At 62.2% G+C, this 15,090-nt stretch carries 14 protein-coding genes and 1 pseudogene; 2 read left to right on the forward strand and 13 right to left on the reverse strand.

The genetic code is table 11. The annotated features are described in order from the left end of the window. Positions 1–132 (forward strand): annotated as a pseudogene (locus ENZ74_RS34870) (acetylornithine deacetylase); the annotation flags it as partial. 7 nt (positions 133–139) lie between these two features. Here the strand turns inward: ENZ74_RS34870 and ENZ74_RS00205 are convergent. The 9 genes from ENZ74_RS00205 to ENZ74_RS00245 all read right to left on the reverse strand — a co-directional run bounded on the left by ENZ74_RS00205 (position 140) and on the right by ENZ74_RS00245 (position 9,862). Then, the gene (locus tag ENZ74_RS00205) at positions 140–1,096 is read right to left on the reverse strand and encodes a LysR family transcriptional regulator (RefSeq protein WP_063168703.1); all 957 of its coding nucleotides are present in this window, start codon (positions 1,094–1,096) and stop codon (positions 140–142) included. A 151-nt stretch (positions 1,097–1,247) separates the two neighbouring features. After that, complete coding sequence (locus ENZ74_RS00210; RefSeq protein WP_024503970.1) at positions 1,248–2,738, reverse strand: aldehyde dehydrogenase; 1,491 nt, start codon at positions 2,736–2,738, stop codon at positions 1,248–1,250. A gap of 21 nt (positions 2,739–2,759) precedes the next feature. Beyond that, a complete protein-coding gene (locus ENZ74_RS00215; protein ID WP_013530450.1) occupies positions 2,760–3,434 on the reverse strand; it encodes a DUF1028 domain-containing protein in 675 nt (224 codons plus the stop codon). Between the two features lie 5 nt (positions 3,435–3,439). Next, entirely contained in the window at positions 3,440–3,856 is a 417-nt protein-coding gene (locus ENZ74_RS00220) for a RidA family protein (protein WP_063168704.1), read from the reverse strand. 56 nt (positions 3,857–3,912) lie between these two features. Next, entirely contained in the window at positions 3,913–5,187 is a 1,275-nt protein-coding gene (locus ENZ74_RS00225; protein ID WP_063168705.1) for an NAD(P)/FAD-dependent oxidoreductase, read from the reverse strand. 153 nt (positions 5,188–5,340) lie between these two features. Continuing rightward, positions 5,341–6,945, reverse strand: a complete 1,605-nt coding sequence (locus ENZ74_RS00230; protein WP_063168706.1) for a GMC family oxidoreductase N-terminal domain-containing protein — start codon at positions 6,943–6,945, stop codon at positions 5,341–5,343. A 95-nt stretch (positions 6,946–7,040) separates the two neighbouring features. Next, positions 7,041–7,844, reverse strand: a complete 804-nt coding sequence (locus tag ENZ74_RS00235; RefSeq protein ID WP_013530446.1) for an ABC transporter ATP-binding protein — start codon at positions 7,842–7,844, stop codon at positions 7,041–7,043. A 13-nt stretch (positions 7,845–7,857) separates the two neighbouring features. Beyond that, on the reverse strand, positions 7,858–8,724 hold the full coding sequence (locus tag ENZ74_RS00240) for an ABC transporter permease (protein ID WP_024503974.1): 867 nt from the start codon (positions 8,722–8,724) through the stop codon (positions 7,858–7,860). Between the two features lie 148 nt (positions 8,725–8,872). Then, on the reverse strand, positions 8,873–9,862 hold the full coding sequence (locus ENZ74_RS00245) for an ABC transporter substrate-binding protein (protein ID WP_063168707.1): 990 nt from the start codon (positions 9,860–9,862) through the stop codon (positions 8,873–8,875). A 195-nt stretch (positions 9,863–10,057) separates the two neighbouring features. Between ENZ74_RS00245 and ENZ74_RS00250 the strand changes: the two genes are divergently transcribed. Then, entirely contained in the window at positions 10,058–10,369 is a 312-nt protein-coding gene (locus ENZ74_RS00250) for a hypothetical protein (protein ID WP_127224133.1), read from the forward strand. Here the strand turns inward: ENZ74_RS00250 and ENZ74_RS00255 are convergent. The 4 genes from ENZ74_RS00255 to ENZ74_RS00270 form a co-directional block, all read right to left on the reverse strand. After that, a complete protein-coding gene (locus ENZ74_RS00255; protein ID WP_027160930.1) occupies positions 10,366–11,187 on the reverse strand; it encodes a carbohydrate ABC transporter permease in 822 nt (273 codons plus the stop codon). The genes ENZ74_RS00250 and ENZ74_RS00255 overlap by 4 nt on opposite strands. Positions 11,188–11,189: 2 nt before the next feature. After that, on the reverse strand, positions 11,190–12,056 hold the full coding sequence (locus tag ENZ74_RS00260; RefSeq protein WP_013530442.1) for a sugar ABC transporter permease: 867 nt from the start codon (positions 12,054–12,056) through the stop codon (positions 11,190–11,192). Between the two features lie 55 nt (positions 12,057–12,111). Then, complete coding sequence (locus ENZ74_RS00265; RefSeq protein WP_244514326.1) at positions 12,112–13,407, reverse strand: sugar ABC transporter substrate-binding protein; 1,296 nt, start codon at positions 13,405–13,407, stop codon at positions 12,112–12,114. A gap of 82 nt (positions 13,408–13,489) precedes the next feature. Beyond that, positions 13,490–15,022 (reverse strand): putative N-acetylmannosamine-6-phosphate 2-epimerase, encoded by a 1,533-nt coding sequence (locus tag ENZ74_RS00270; protein WP_082826518.1) that lies wholly within the window; start codon positions 15,020–15,022, stop codon positions 13,490–13,492. Between the last annotated feature and the right edge of the window lie 68 nt (positions 15,023–15,090).

Genomic DNA, 15,090 nt, shown 5'->3' on the forward strand with positions numbered 1-15,090 from the left:
GTCGTGTGCGGACCGGGGTCGATGGCGCAAGGGCACAAGCCGGACGAATTCGTCAGCGTCGAGCAGATGCGCCGCTGCGACAACATGCTGGAAAAATTGCTGAAGCGGCTTGCCGACCAGCAACTGGCGTAAGCGGGCGCTACTTCTGCGGAAGCGCTGCCTGGCCGACGGCCCGCTCGGCGCCGAACACACCTTGCTCGACGACAAAATGCCGGCAGTGGTCGATGAACGCCTGGGCGGATTGCGTACGATGTTCGGAATTGGGCAAGGCGACGCCCATGGTCAGCGGCCGCAGGTCACCGTCCAACGGCACGAAGACGAGCGGCTTGCCGTCCGGCGCCAGCGTGTTGAGCGGCCGCATGTTGGCGATGCCGTAGCCGAAGCCGTTGGCCACCATGGAGCGCATGACCGCAATGTCGCCGGTGCGCTCGGCAATGTTGGGCCGGATCCCTCGCTGGTGGAATGCCGACAGGAAATATTCGCGGCTGTACGGCAGGTCGAGCAGCACCATCGGCTCGTCGGCCAGTTCCTCCGTCGTGATCGACGCCTTGGCCGCGAAACGATGGCCCGCCGGCAGCATGACATAGGCCGGCACCAACATCAGCGGCTCGAAGGTCATATCCTGCGACAGTTCGAGATCGTAGGTCAGGGCAAGGTCGATTTCACCGCGCTGCAGCATCTCAAGCAATTGCCCCTGATTGCGCTCGAACTGGCGCACGCGCACATCGGGATAAGCACGCTCGAACCGCATGCGCAGCGCCGGCAGCACGATCTGCGCAAAGGTCAGCAGGCATCCCACCGCCAGCGGGCCGCGCACCTTCTCGGCAAAATCGCCGGCGACGTCATGCAAGGCATCGGCATCATTGAGCAGCCGGGCGGCTTCCTTGAGGAAGATGCGGCCACCGGCGGTGAGCGAGAGGCCGTGCGAATGCTTGCGGACAAAAAGCTGGACGCCGAACTCGGTTTCCAACTGCGCGATCGAGGCCGAAATCGATGGCGGCGACACATTGACCTGCTCGGCCGCCTTGGCGATGGAGCCGGCTTCGCCCACGGCAACGAAATATTCCAGCTGTCTGAGCGTGAAGCGTAGCGGCATGGCTGGCTATGTTGCCGGTTTGAGGGCTTCGATCAAGCCTAATGCATGTCGCGCAAAAGTGGCCCCGGTTTTGCGCAAACGACATGCATGGAGCAAAGGCCTAAAGCGCATCACTTGAATCCGTTCGATCGCGATGCGCTCTAGGCGCCCATCAATATTTGATCCATGTCGTTTTGAGCGCGGTGTACTTGTCGAGCGCATGCAGCGACAGGTCGCGGCCGAAGCCGGATTGCTTGAAACCACCGAACGGCGTCATCGGGCTCAGAGCGTCGACCTTGTTGACGGAAACTGTGCCGGCCTGCAGCCGCCCGGCGATGCGGTGCGCGCGCGACAGGCTGTCGGTCCACAGCGATGCGGCGAGCCCGTAGGGGCTGTCATTAGCGATGCGGATCGCGTCGGCCTCGTCATCGAAGGCAATGACCGAAAGCACCGGCCCGAAGATCTCGTCGCGGGCAATCGGATCGGCAGGCGTGACATCGTCGAAAATGGTGGGCTGGACAAAGCTGCCGCGCCCATTGACCGTGACCATGTCGCCGCCCGCGACCAGGCGCGCGGTCTTTTTACCGGCCTCGACGAAGCGCATGACATTGGCGGCGTGGCGACTATCGACCATCGCGCCCATTTTCGAAATCGGATCGAGCGGATCGCCGGGCTGCGTGGCCGCCGCACGCTGCACCAGTTTCTCCACCAAGGCATCCTTGATGCCGCGCTGGACGAGCAGGCGTGAATTGGCGGAACAGACCTCGCCCTGGTTGAAGAAGATGCCGAAGGCCGCCATATCGGCCACCACATCGAGATCCCCGCAGTCGGCAAAGACGAGGTTGGGGCTCTTGCCGCCGGTCTCCAGCCAGACCTGCTTCATGTTCGACTGCCCGGAGTACTGCAGGAACATCTTGCCCACCGCGGTCGAACCGGTGAAGGCGAGGCAATCCACATCCATATGGCGGCCAAGCGCCTGGCCGGCGGTTTCGCCAAGGCCGGGCACAACATTGAGCACGCCGGCAGGCAGGCCCGCCTCCATCGCCAGCTCCGCCAGGAGCAGGGCCGACAGAGGCGACTGCTCGGCGGGTTTCAGCACCACCGAATTGCCCGCCGCCAGCGCCGGCGCGCACTTCCAGGTCGCCATGTCGAGCGGGAAGTTCCACGGCACCACCGCGCCGACCACGCCAAGCGGCTCGCGCCGCACCAGCACCAGATCGCCTTCGCCGGTCGGCGCCACCTCGCCATAGATCTTGTCGATGGCCTCGCCATACCATTGGAAGATCGCCGCCGAACCGGGGACGTCGACCGAGGCCGCATCCCTGACCAGTTTGCCCATGTCCAGCGATTCAAGCAGGGCCAGTTCATGCAGGTTGTCGCGCAGCAGCTGCGCCAGCCGCAGCAACACCTCCTTGCGGTGCGCCGGGCTGGTGCGCGACCAGACGCCGGCGTTGAAGCTGCGCCTAGCGGCGGCAACCGCCAGATCGATGTCTTCCTCGCCGCAGGACGCCACTTCGGCCAGCACCTCGCCCGTTGCCGGATTGACGCTGGCAAAGGTCCGGCCCGAACGCGCCGCGACCGTCTTGCCGTCGATGAACGCCTTGTCACGAAAACGGATCGCGGACGCCTTGCCGATCCAGTCCTTGTGGCTGAGTTCACTCATCGCAGGTGACCCCTGTCTTGACTATTCGTCGCCCGGCACGCCGTAGCTCGGCGCATCGGATGGGTTGATCGCGCGGGTCACATAGGCATCGAGCTGTGGCTTGTAGAGTTGCCACAGCGCCGCCAGTTGCTCGATAGGACAATCGTCGGTCCAGTCGCAGCGCAGGTCGGCGACCGGCCACGCCACCTCACGCACCAGCTTCATGCCGGCGGAATGGACAGGGCCAGCCTCGCCGCCGGCTGTCAGCGCCGCGCGCATAGTCGCGATGAGGCGGTCGCCGAGATGCCCCTCCGACGCCAGGAAGGCCTCGACCATCGCTTGCGGCACGCCATCATGGGCCAGCATGTTGCCGCCGCAGGCGACATTGTCAGCTCGCGCCTCCGCCCAGATGCCAAGAGCTTTGGGACCCGAATGGATCGCGGTCGCTCCAGCGGCGTCGACAGCCAGCACCTGCCGGTATTCGGGATAGGCACCGGTGCGCTTCAATATGGCAATCGCCTCCGCCGCGGACGCGCCGCGCGCCAGCAATTCGAGACCGCGCAGTCCAAGCGTAGGATCGGTGACGTTCTGGCTGGCAATGGCCCCGGCGCCCGCCTGCGCATAGGCGCAGCGCGCCGCAACAGCAGGCGACGAGGAGGACACCGCGACCCCGAACATGCCGGTGCGGCCGCACCGCGCGACAATGGAAAAGGTCATCGCAATCAGTCCGGAATGACGGCGGTGCCGTCGATCTCGACCAGCCAGTCCGGCCGCGCCAGGGCCTGCACGACAAGGCCGGTCGAGACGGGATGCACGCCTCTGATATACGCGCCCATGGTACGGTAGACCGCCTCACGATGGCGCACATCGGTGATGTAGACCACCACCTTGACCAGGTGCTCCATGGTGCCGCCGCACTCCTCGATCAGCTGGCGGATGTTCTGCATGACCTTGTGTGTCTGCTCGACCGGATCATGGCTGTCGATGTTCTTGGCCGTGTCGAGGTCCTGCGGACATTGGCCGCGCAGATAGACGGTCCTGCCGCCCCGCGTAACGACCGCCTGGCACAGATCATTGTCGAGCTTCTGCTCGGGATAAGTGTCCTTGGTGTTGAACTTTCGAATTCTTGTATGCGCCATCTTGGTCTCCGTCGGATCAGGCTCGAGGTCGGGGCATCCCGTTTGAGGTGCCGTGTCTATGCCACCTTGGTCTCGCGCTTCGCGGACGCATGGTAGGCTAGGTATTTGCGCTGCGTGGAAATATGGTCGGCCACATGCTGCGCGTCGTGCCAGACGCCCCAGATGAAGCTCGACCCCCTGCGCGATTGCCAAGGCAGTCCGAGGAAATAGATGCCGGGCTCGGTCGACACACCGCGCTGGTGCTTCGGCTTGCCCCTTTCGTCGAACACATCGACCTTCAGCCAGTTGTAGTCGACGGTGAATCCCGTCGCCCAGATGATCGAACCTATCCCGGCTTCCGACAGGTTCAGCTCGAGAATGGGATCGGTCATGCATCGCGGGTCCGGGCCGATCTTGCGGGCCTCGGGCTCTGGGGGAAGGTCGAGGCCGTTGCGGGCGACATAGGCATCTGCCTCGTCCAGAACCGACATGTAATTCGCATCGCCGCGCGCGATATTCTTGGCCAGATCGGGTGCGAAAATCATCACACCGTGCCTGTAGGATTCGGTCCGGCCAACCAGCGTCATCCCTTGCGCGGCAAGGCGCCGGAAGTCGATCGTCTGGCCGCCACGCGCGCCGCTGACCGCGATGGTGACATGTTCGGTGCCGGGCGCAGGCGCCTGCGCGTCCCACTTGCCCAAAACCCCCAGCCACCAGCAGAAGTCACGTTCGCGATAGGCCCGCGGCGGCCGATCGTGCGGCCCGACCGAGAGATAAACCCGCCGTCCCGCACGCTGGAGTTCGTCGGCGATCTGCACCCCCGAAGACCCGGAGCCGACCACCAGCACCGCGCCTGCGGGCAGTTGGCCGGGATTGCGATAGGCGCTGGAATGTATCTGCATAGGTCCGGCGTCCCCGGGAACGACGGCCGGGATGACCGGATGCTGGAAAGCGCCGGTGGCGGCAACCACGCTCCTGGCTTCGATCACGCCATCCGAGGTTTCGATCCGGAAGCCGGGACGGCCGACAAGCCTTTCCACTTTCCTGACCTCCACGCCGCAGCGGATGGGGGCAGCGATCATGTCGGCGTAAGCGACAAAATAGTCGGCGACCTTCTCCTTGCCGATAAAGGCATCCGGACCGGCATTGGGAAATTCCATGCCGGGAAAACGGTCATGCCAGGCGGGACCATTGGCAACCAGCGAGTCCCATCTCTCGCTACGCCAGCGTTCGGCGATGCGGTCCCGCTCCAGCACGAGATGGGGCACGCCGCACTTGCTCAGATGCTCGCTCATCGCCAGCCCCGCCTGGCCGCCGCCAACAACAAGCGTGTCTACTGTTTCGACTGGCATTCAGCGGCCCTTTCTGGCTCTCCCCGAGAGTTTCTGCGCATGCGGCGGAGGTCTGATCGTTGGTTTACTGGAGGGACCGGGCAGCGAAAATTACGATTTCATGTGGCAGTGGTTAGCTTGTTCCTAAATGCTGAATTGGCCGCGCGCAGACGGCTACGCCAGTATTGCCATAGCCGCCTTTTCGCCAATCATCATGGATGGCGCATTGGTGTTGCCACCGATCAATGTCGGCATGACGGAGGCATCAGCGACGCGCAGATTGTCGAAACCGCGCACCTTGAGACCGGCGGGATCAACCACCGCCATGGCGTCGTTGCCCATCCTGGCCGTGCCAACCGGATGATAGACGGTAAGAGCCTCGGCACGCAGATAGGCGAGAATCTCGTCATCGGTGTTCACGTTGGGCCCAGGCAGGATTTCCGGTCCGCGGATGCCGCCGAAAACCGGCGAAGCCAGGATCGAACGCGCGACCTTTATGCCCTCGACGAGGGTCAGGGCATCCTGTTCGTCACTGAAGAAGCGATGGTCTATGAGCATATTGCGGCGGGTGCCGTCGCGTTGAAGCGTGATTTCGCCGACGCTCCCGGGTCTCAACACACAGGTGTGCACGGCATAGCCGTGGCCATATTCGACGAGCCGACCGCGATGGCTGCGATAGCCCGGCACGAAGTGGAACTGAATGTCGGGTATGCTCCCGGCATACTTCGTCCTGGCAAAGCCGCCGGCTTCGACATAGTTGGTCGTCAGCATGCCTTTGCGCCGGGCGAAATACTGGAACGGCGCCGCCAGCATCGCCGGAAGATTGGCAAGTGAAAGGCCGAGCGTCTTGCGGCTGTTCGATCGCACCGTGATCATGCCATCGACATGGTCGCGCAAGTTCTTACCGACGCCTGGCAGGTTCGCGACCGGTTCAATCCCCGCTGCTTTCAGCTCCCCGGCCGGGCCGACGCCGGAAGCAAGCAGAATGCGCGGCGATCCGATCGCACCCGCGCTGAGGACGACCTCCGCTCGGCACCCCAACCGTTGGGTTGCGCCTTCCCTGATCACGTTGACGCCGGTGACGCGCTCGCGTTCAATCGCCAGATCAAGAACCTCGACGCCTGACAATATCCGTAGATTCGAGCGGCCGAGAATCGGCCGGACAAAGGCGCTGTAGGCCGAGAAGCGCTCGCCTCTGTTCTGGGTGACGTTGTAGATGCCGAGGCCGAGTTGGCCACCGGCATTGAAGTCGCGGTTCTCGGGCAGGCCTACGCCTCTGCCCGCCTCAACCCACAGGCTGGATACCACGTTGGGATCGCGCGGATTGTCGACCAGCAATTCGCCGTCGAATCCGTGATAGGCGGGGCTCTGCAACAGGCAGTTCCGCTCCAATTTCTTGAAGACGGGCAGGACATCGGCATAGGACCACCCGGCACAGCCAAGCGCTGCCCATTCATCGTAGTCCTGCGCGGCGCCACGAATATAGACCATCGAGTTGATCGAACTCGACCCGCCAAGAACCTTGCCCCGGTTGACCGGTATGCGGCGGTTGTTGAGCAGCGGCTGCGGCACGCCCTTGTAGCCGTAGTCGAAGTTCGGATTGCCGTAGAGCGAGAGAATGCCGGCCGGCACGCGCACCCTGGTGCGGTCGTCGCTGCCGCCCGCCTCGATCAGGCAGACACGAACTGCCGGGTCTGCGCTCAGCCTGTTTGCCAAGACACAGCCGGCCGAGCCCGCGCCAATGACGATATAGTCAAATTCCGCCGCCTCGATGCTCATGCCTTGCCCGTTTCATCATCCACACCGAAGACTGCCGATGTCTGTTTCATGCATGTCGTCTGCCCAAAACCGAGGTCACTTTTGAGCGACATGCATTAGTGCTCGTCGTCTTCGTCGTTCTTCAGGAGCTCGAGGATCTCCCGCTTCATGGCGATGAAGTTCGGCTCCATGACCAGATCCATGCTGCGTGGACGCGGGAGGCCTACGCGGATTTCCTTCTTGATCTGACCGGGCCGGCCGGACATGACGAGCACCCTGTCCGCCAGCAGGATCGCTTCGTCGATGTCATGGGTAACGAACAGGACCGTCTTCTTGGAATGATCCCAGATCCTCAGCAAAAGCTTCTGCATGCTGTGACGGGTTTGGCTGTCGAGCGCTCCAAAAGGCTCATCCATCAGCAGCACGTCCGGATCATTGGCGAGCGCGCGCGCAATCGCAACGCGCTGCTTCATGCCGCCCGACAGCTGAGACGGGTAATGGTTGGCGAACTTTGCCAGACCGACCTCGTGGAGAAAATGCTCGACAATGACCCTGCGCTCGGCCGGCGCAATGCCCTTCCGCTTCGGGCCATATTCGACGTTCTGCGCCACCGTAAGCCAGGGAAACAGCGTATATGCCTGAAACACCATGCCGCGATCCGGGCCCGGCTCGGTAACAGGCTTGCCGCCGACTACGATCATGCCGCCGGTCCGCTCCTCAAGACCGGCGACGAGATAAAGCAGGCTCGACTTGCCGCAGCCGGATGGGCCGACGATCACACAGAATTCGTTGGGCACGACGTGAAAGGAAATGCCATCCAGCGCCAGCACCGCATTGTCACCCTTGCCGTAGCGCAGGACCACATTGTCGATGCCTATGTCGGAACTCTTTGGTTTCGTCGTAAGATTCAGGGCGTCCATGTGTGCGTGTTCCTCAATTGGCCCAGGGAGCGACGAGGCGGCGGATGCCCCGGAACAATTGGTCGGTGCAAAGACCAAGGATGCCGATCATGGCGATGGCCATGAAGATCACGTCGACCTGAAAGCCGCGCATGGCTTTGAGCGAGATGTAGCCAAGTCCGCTGCGGGCGGCGACGAGTTCGGCCACGACGAGATAGGTCCAGGCCCAGCCCATGGTGACGCGCAGCACATCCAGCACGCTCGGAAGCGTGGCCGGAAAGACGATGTGGAAGACCGTGTCGCCTCGTTTCGTGCCGAGCGTATAGGCTGCGTTGACAAGGTCGCGCTGGACGCTGCGAGCGCTGTCGGCGATCATGACGAGCTGCTGGAAGAAGACGCCGAAGACGATGACGGCAACGCGCTGCTCGATGCCGATGCCGATCCACAGGATGAAAAGCGGCACGAAGGACGTCACCGGCAGATAGCGTATGAAATTGACCAACGGTTCGAGAACGGCCTGGACGATGCGATAGGTGCCCATCGTCAATCCAAGCGGCACCGCAACGATGCTCGAAAGGACGAAGCCGATCAACACCACCTGGACGCTGGCGAAAACATGCTCCCACAACGACCCGTCAAGCGCCATGCTGATGGTGGTGGACAACACGGATTCGGGGCGAGGCAGGAACATTTCCTTGACCGCTCCGGAATAGGTCAGCGCGAACCAGCCGCCGATGACGGCGATCCAGACCATGAAGCCGAGCGTAATGGAGAGAGAGCGCGGCACAGCCCGAAACGGTGTGGCGATGACTTTCAGGACGGATCGACCGGCCTGACCTTCTTCAACTCTCGCGGTCACGCCATTGCTGACCAGAGAGCTCGTGTTCGGTGCTAGTGTCACGGGATACCCTTTTGGGCCGCTTGGACCGGAGGCGCGAGGTCCGCCTCCGGTTCAGCCAAATCACTTTGCAAGGTCAAATTACTTCGCAGGCCAAGCTACTTTGCAAGGCCAAGCTACTTCCAAGGCCAAGCTACTTTCCAAGGCCAAGCTACTTCCCAAGGAAGGACGTATCGACGAGGTCGTCATACTTGACGTCCATTTTGAGCTTGCCGAAGCCGCCCCAGATATCGCCGCCCAGCTTGATCAGCTTGCCGGCTTCGCCAGTCTCGCCACCGGCGAAGAATTCGGCATTGCGCTGCTTACCGTAGAAGTTCACGCCAGCGGCCGAGGAAGCGAAGTCCTTCGGATCCTTCAGCCAGCCGCCGACGCCTTTGGCCATCACCTCATACGCCTTCTCAGGATTCTCCTTGATGAACTCGTTGGCCTTGTAGAGGCCCTTCACCAGCGCCTCGACATCTCCGGGGTTCTTCGTGATGTAGTCGCAGTTGAGCGCCACCACATCGACGATCAAGCCGGGTGTCCTGGAGGAGTCGATCAGCACCTGTCCCTTGTTTTCCTTCTTGGCCAGCGTCAGATGCGGTTCCCAGGTGACGGCAACGGGAATGCGGTCGGCCATGAAGGCGGCAGCGGCATCGTCTGCCGTCATGTTGGTGATCTTCACATCGGCCTGGGTGAGACCGGCCTGCTTGAGCAGGATATTGAACCAGAACTGCGACACTGAACCCTCGTTCAGCGCTACGTCCATGCCTTTGAGGTCGGCGATGCTCTTGACCCCGCTGGGCGCGAGCACGCCATCGCCGCCATGGCTGTCATCCAGCGCATAGACCGACTTGAAGCAAACATCCTTCGAACGATACTTCATGATCTCGTCGACGGTCGATGCGCTGCCGTCGAGCTCGCCGGCGGCAACAGCCGCCATATACAGCGATGCTTCCTCGATGATTTCAAGCGAGACATCGAGCCCACCTTCCTTGAAGTAGCCCATGTCACGGGCAAGGAAGAGCGGTCCGTACCCCACCCAGGTCGTCATGCCCAGTTTCAAGCTGCCAGCTTCGGCGTGGAGGCTCACCGATATGGCGCTGAGCGCAATGCCGGCCACCAGCGCGGCCCGGCGAAACTTCGAGATTATTGTCGTCATCACGTTCCCCTGTTTTCTGAAGTCGAGCGTTATCCCGGCCCGAACGAAACCCGCTCCGGAGGCATCGCCGAAGCCTGTCGCCTGACGTTCTTTTCTTGTTTTCTTTCAGCCGATGGCGGAGCAAAGCACGTTGGGTGCGCTGCACAAATTATGATTTTCAGTAGTTCGGCTTAGGCTGGACCTAACCAGACTGCGTTGCGTCTGCGCCATCGCGATTTCGCCCTCAGCAAGCTGCACCATTTCTTCTTTCCTCGGCCGGCCCGGGGCCACACCATTTTACGCGCCATTTATTGGCCGGGGCTGAGAGACGGGGAACTGGAGCCGAGCCATCGCGGGCTGCGGCCTAAAACGAACGGGTTGCAGTTCGGCGATTTCGCCATTCTGGCAGATCCGTCCGGACGGCTGATCCGTCTTTTCGGAATCGAGCCACCTGGCCTGACAAGCGCGCTGGCGCTGTCGGATTGGGTTGTCCAATTTGTCGGAAAGACGAACTTCTTCTTGCTTTAGCCCTTGACCGCCCCAGCGGTCATGGATCCCGATATCTGCCGATACATCACAAGACCCAGCAATGCCGGCGGCAAGGCGCCCAGCATCATGACGGCGGAAGCGGTTCCCCATTTTACGCCACCGCCGCTCGCGGCGAAGAAGAAGGATGCGCCGACCGTCATCGGCACGGCACGACTGGTTGTCAGCATGAGGCCGAAGAGGAATTCGTTCCAGGCGGTGATGAAGCCGAAGATGAAGGTTGTGACGAGCGCCGGTCGGATGACGGGCCGGACGATCATCATCATCACCTGCAAGGAACTTGCGCCATCGACTTTCGCCGCCTCGTCGAGTTCGACTGGTACATCTGAAATCGCGTTTACCAGGATGACGAGTGCAAGCGGCGCGTTGACGATGGTCAGGATGAGCCCGAGCCCGATCCGCGTATCGAGCAGGCCCAGCCACTGGTACATCATGTAAAGCGGGATCGCGAAGATGATCAGCGGCACGGCGCGAAGATTGATGACGATCGGCAGGACCAAGCGCTTTCCCGCCTCGCTGCGCGCGATCGCATAGGCAGCCGGGAACGCGAGCACGATCGCAAGGCCGGTTCCGATCAGCGCCGCCACGGTGCTGTTCAGCAGATAGGCATAGATGTTGAAGCGGCTGGTCTGCGTCAGGACCTCCAGATAGTTGTCGAGCGTCGGCTGGCTGATCCACAAACCGGGGTTCGTCGAAAGCTCGCGCTGGCTTTTGAGCGATGTGATCAGCGTCACGATAATGGGGAAATTCATCGCCAGCACGGCGATGGCAAAAACGATCCAGCGCAGTGCCCCGGCCATCGTCAACGCTTCCTGCGGCCGGCAAGCCGGTTAAGGCAGTGGAGAACGATGAACGACGCCATGAACAGGACAACCGAGGCGGCGACCGCCTTGCCAATAGCCCCTTCCTTGAAGAAGGCTTGGTAGATGTAGATCGACAAGGACGTCGTTGAACCTCCTGCACCACTGCCGGTCAATGCATAGACATTGTCGAACACCCGGAAACCGTCGATGAAACGGATGAAAAACGCGATGACCAGCGTCGGCTTCATCAATGGCAGGTCGATCCACCGGACGATCTCAAACGGTGATGCGCCATCGAGCGAGGAGGCTTCGCGCACGTCGAGCGGTATGGCCGAATAGGCCATGTAGAAGAGCAGGAAGGCGAAAGGCGTCCATTGCAGCGTCTCCACGACGACAAGGGTGCGGAAGGCATTGTTGATGTCGAGGAAGGCCGGGCTGTCACCGAACCATTCGAAGAGATAGTAGGGGACGGGGCCCGCAAATTCATGCAGCACCAGCCGGTACATGAGACCGACCATGGCCGGCGCGACCATCAGCGGCAGCATCAACGGCGCCATCAGGACTGGTCGCTTGCTCAGAAGCGGTGCCAGGAAGATGGCAAGGAAAAGACCGATCAGACATTCCGCTGATGCGGTAAGAATACCGAAGCGCAGAGAGAACCAGGCCGAGCTCCAGAATTCGCGGTCGTTCAACACCGCGACATAGTTGCTGAAACCGCTCAACACCGGACTGCGCAGCGTCTCGAATGTGACGGCCGAAATGGAATAAATCAGATTGACGATCGCCGGAAAGCCGAGGAACAGCAGCAGGAAGCCGACCAGCGGCGTCAGATACATCCTGCCTTCGGCACGTGTCACAAGGGCCATGTCGATCCGCCAAACGCGCCGGACGCCGAGCTCGACCCGGCGTCCGGCAAATGGTTCATTTCTTGAGAAGGTCCTGCATGCCCGCCTTGGTGTGGGCGAGCGCATCCTCGAGGCTCTGCTGGCCGGACCAGTAGCCGGTAAACTCCTTTGCCTGCAGCTCATAGACCGGGAGCGCACTCGCGGACGTCGCACCGGTCATGACATAGCCGTACTTGCTGGCGAATTCGCCGAGCTTGACGAGATCGGGACGTTCCTTCGCAACCTTGGCGACGACATCGGGAGACAATGCCGGCGAACCGCCGCTGCGCGCATAGAGCAAGGCCGCATCCTCGGTGGCGAGCCACTTCAGGAACTTGACGGCGCCTTCCTTGTTCTTGGCGTTCTTGTTGAGGCCCAAACCAAGGCCGTGGATATGATCGGCGCGTCCGTCGGGACCTGCCGGCGGCGCGACGATCCCGGTCACCTCGGCGACCGCCGGAGATTTTTCGGTGCTGGTCAGATCCGCCGCCGCGGCATTCCACTGCAGTGCCGTCGCGGCCTGACCGGATGCGAAGGCCGCGTTGGTTTCCGCATATTCGTAGCTCAGCGAATCCTTGGGCGATGACCCGGCATCATAGAGTTTCTTGTAGAGCTCGAGGCCGGTCTTGTAGGCATCGGAATCCACCGTGACATTGCCGTTCTTGTCCATCCAGTCGCCGCCGTAGGAGCGCGGCAGGGACTGGAAGACCATCATGTTGAACAGCAGGTTCTTCATCTGCAGGACCGTGCCGTAGCGCACCGGGCTGTCGGGGTTCACCTGCTTGGTGAAATAGAGGGCGGTGGCCGCCCAGTCGTCCCAGGTCCAGCTGTCCGGGTCCTTCGGCTGCAGCGGCTTGCCGAGATATTTCTGGGCGATTTCACCATAGGTCTTCTTGGCGGCGTCATCCCTGCTCAAGGCGTCGACGAGATCCTTGCGGTAGTACATGAAGTGCAGCGAAAGGTCGGTCGGCACGCCGTATTGCTTGCCGTCGAACTGCATCGTCTTGAGAACGGATTCGCCGAAAACCTTGGCCGCATCCGCGCCAAGATCGACCGGCTCCATATAGGGCGCGTAGCGACCGAGCGAGTAGGTGGCGACGAGATTCACGTCGAAGGCGTTGGATCCGGCCGCCATGTCGGCCTGCAGCTTGTCGTAAAAGCCTTCGCGGTTGAAGAACAGCAGCTCCACCTTGTCGGCATCGCTTGCCTGCTTGTTATAGGTTTCCACGGTTGCCCGCAGTGCGGTTTCCTCGGACCCGCCAGGCCAGCCGAGCACGGTCACGGTTGCGTTGGCAAAGGTCGGCAAAGCTGTCCCCGCGAGGAGGGTGGCCATAAGCGCAAAAGACGTCCTGCTCAATTTCATGATCGTTCCCTTCTTTTTTGATGATTTTTGCATGGCATGACCGGCGGCGCCGCTACTTTGCCCATTCGGCAAGATCGGCAACACCGATGACGCCGGCGTGGCCCGCGAGCTTCGCCGCAACGAGATTGGAGGAAAGGCGCGGTGGAACCTCGCCCAGATGCGCGCGCACCCGGTCGAGATAGCCATCGGCAAGACCGATGCTGCCGCCGATGACGATCGATTTCGGATCGAACATCATCTGAATGTCCCGGCACAGCGTCGCGACCCGCGAGGCGCTCCGCGAGACGATGGCGTCGGCCCAGGCCTCGCCCTTCAGCGCAAGCCCGAACACATCGGCGGCATCGGCCTTGAAGCCGGCCTTGAGGGCCTGCGAAGCGATCCAGCGGCCGGAGGTGCTGTCTTCGAGCGGGGCCTGGTCTTCAGACAAACCACGGATCAGACCGAAGTGACCGGCAAGACCGGACAGCAATCGGCCGTTGCAAACGATGCCGCCGCCAATTCCGGTCGAGATGGTCAGAAAGACGATGTCGCGACCTTGCCCGGCGCCGAATTTGTATTCGCCCCAGGCGGCTGCCTGGGCATCGTTGAACGCACAGACGGGCTTGCCGAAAACAGCGGATGCCCTTTCGACCAGCGGGTAGCCGTCGGGAATGCCAAGCGTCGCCGGATTCAACGCCGACCAGCGTCCATCGTGCACCAGCCCCGTCACCGCAATACCGATACGACTGAAGCGGCTTGACCAGGCCGACGTGCTTTGCGCAAGGGATGCCAGCCAGGCGTCGGGTCCAGCCTCTCGCGCGGTAGGCACGATCATGTCCTCGACCACCTTGCCGCCGCTGACCAGCGCGGCCATGGTCTTGGTTCCCCCGATGTCGATGCCCAGCACGGTTGGGCCAAGCACGGTTTGCGTGCCCCTTGCCGCATAGGCCCCGGAAATCGCCTGGTGGAACCACGAGGTGACGTGCTCGGTACGGGTGATCGCCGATCCGACAACCACGGCACAGGCGCCGGCGCGCGCGGCGGCGGCCGCCTGCTCCGGCGACCGGATACGCCCTTCGGCGATGACGTAGGGGCTCAGGGTTCGCATTTGAGCGATGAGGGCAATGTCCGGATCCTCCGGCTCCGGCCCGCCGACATAGCCGGAAAGCGTCGTGCCGACGAAATCGACACCCGCGGCAAGGGCCCGGCGCGCATCGTCAAGGCAAGAGCAATCGGCCATGGTCAGCTTGTTCCTGGCCTTGACGGCTTTCACAAGCGCTTCGACAGGAACGGGACGGACACGGTCCGTCGCATCGAAAGCGATGATATCGGCGCCCGCCTCGGCCAGCGCCTCGACATCGGCCAGATAGGGCGTGATGCGCACGGGGCTGTCGGTCAGATCGCGCTTGACGATACCGATGATCGGCTCGCGGACGGCCAGGCGGGCGGCCGCGACATAGGGCACGGATTCGATGCGCAGGGCCTTGGCTCCGGCTTCAAGAGCGGCCCTGGCAAAGCCCGTCACGAATTGCGCACTGTCCATCGGGCCGCCGGGAACCGGCTGGCAGGACACGATGAGACTGTTGGCGATGTCTTCCCGCTGCACGTCGGCACTCCCCTGTCGCCATCACGATAAATGGAAAATACCAGATTACAACCAGTTCATAACTGGTA

It is taken from the genome of Mesorhizobium sp. M7A.F.Ca.CA.002.15.2.1, assembly GCF_003998715.1.
GTDB lineage: Bacteria > Pseudomonadota > Alphaproteobacteria > Rhizobiales > Rhizobiaceae > Mesorhizobium > Mesorhizobium ciceri.

Excerpts from the sequence above, each read along its gene's own strand:
- ENZ74_RS00220 (WP_063168704.1), bottom strand. The coding sequence starts at position 3,856 with ATGGCGCATACAAGAATTCGAAAGTTCAACACCAAGGACACTTATCCC.
- ENZ74_RS00235 (WP_013530446.1), bottom strand. The coding sequence starts at position 7,844 with ATGGACGCCCTGAATCTTACGACGAAACCAAAGAGTTCCGACATAGGC.
- ENZ74_RS00215 (WP_013530450.1), bottom strand. The coding sequence starts at position 3,434 with ATGACCTTTTCCATTGTCGCGCGGTGCGGCCGCACCGGCATGTTCGGG.
- ENZ74_RS00210 (WP_024503970.1), bottom strand. The coding sequence starts at position 2,738 with ATGAGTGAACTCAGCCACAAGGACTGGATCGGCAAGGCGTCCGCGATC.
- ENZ74_RS00245 (WP_063168707.1), bottom strand. The coding sequence starts at position 9,862 with ATGACGACAATAATCTCGAAGTTTCGCCGGGCCGCGCTGGTGGCCGGC.
- ENZ74_RS00205 (WP_063168703.1), bottom strand. The coding sequence starts at position 1,096 with ATGCCGCTACGCTTCACGCTCAGACAGCTGGAATATTTCGTTGCCGTG.
- ENZ74_RS00255 (WP_027160930.1), bottom strand. The coding sequence starts at position 11,187 with ATGGCCGGGGCACTGCGCTGGATCGTTTTTGCCATCGCCGTGCTGGCG.
- ENZ74_RS00225 (WP_063168705.1), bottom strand. The coding sequence starts at position 5,187 with ATGCCAGTCGAAACAGTAGACACGCTTGTTGTTGGCGGCGGCCAGGCG.
- ENZ74_RS00260 (WP_013530442.1), bottom strand. The coding sequence starts at position 12,056 with ATGGCCCTTGTGACACGTGCCGAAGGCAGGATGTATCTGACGCCGCTG.
- ENZ74_RS00265 (WP_244514326.1), bottom strand. The coding sequence starts at position 13,407 with ATGGCCACCCTCCTCGCGGGGACAGCTTTGCCGACCTTTGCCAACGCA.
- ENZ74_RS00230 (WP_063168706.1), bottom strand. The coding sequence starts at position 6,945 with ATGAGCATCGAGGCGGCGGAATTTGACTATATCGTCATTGGCGCGGGC.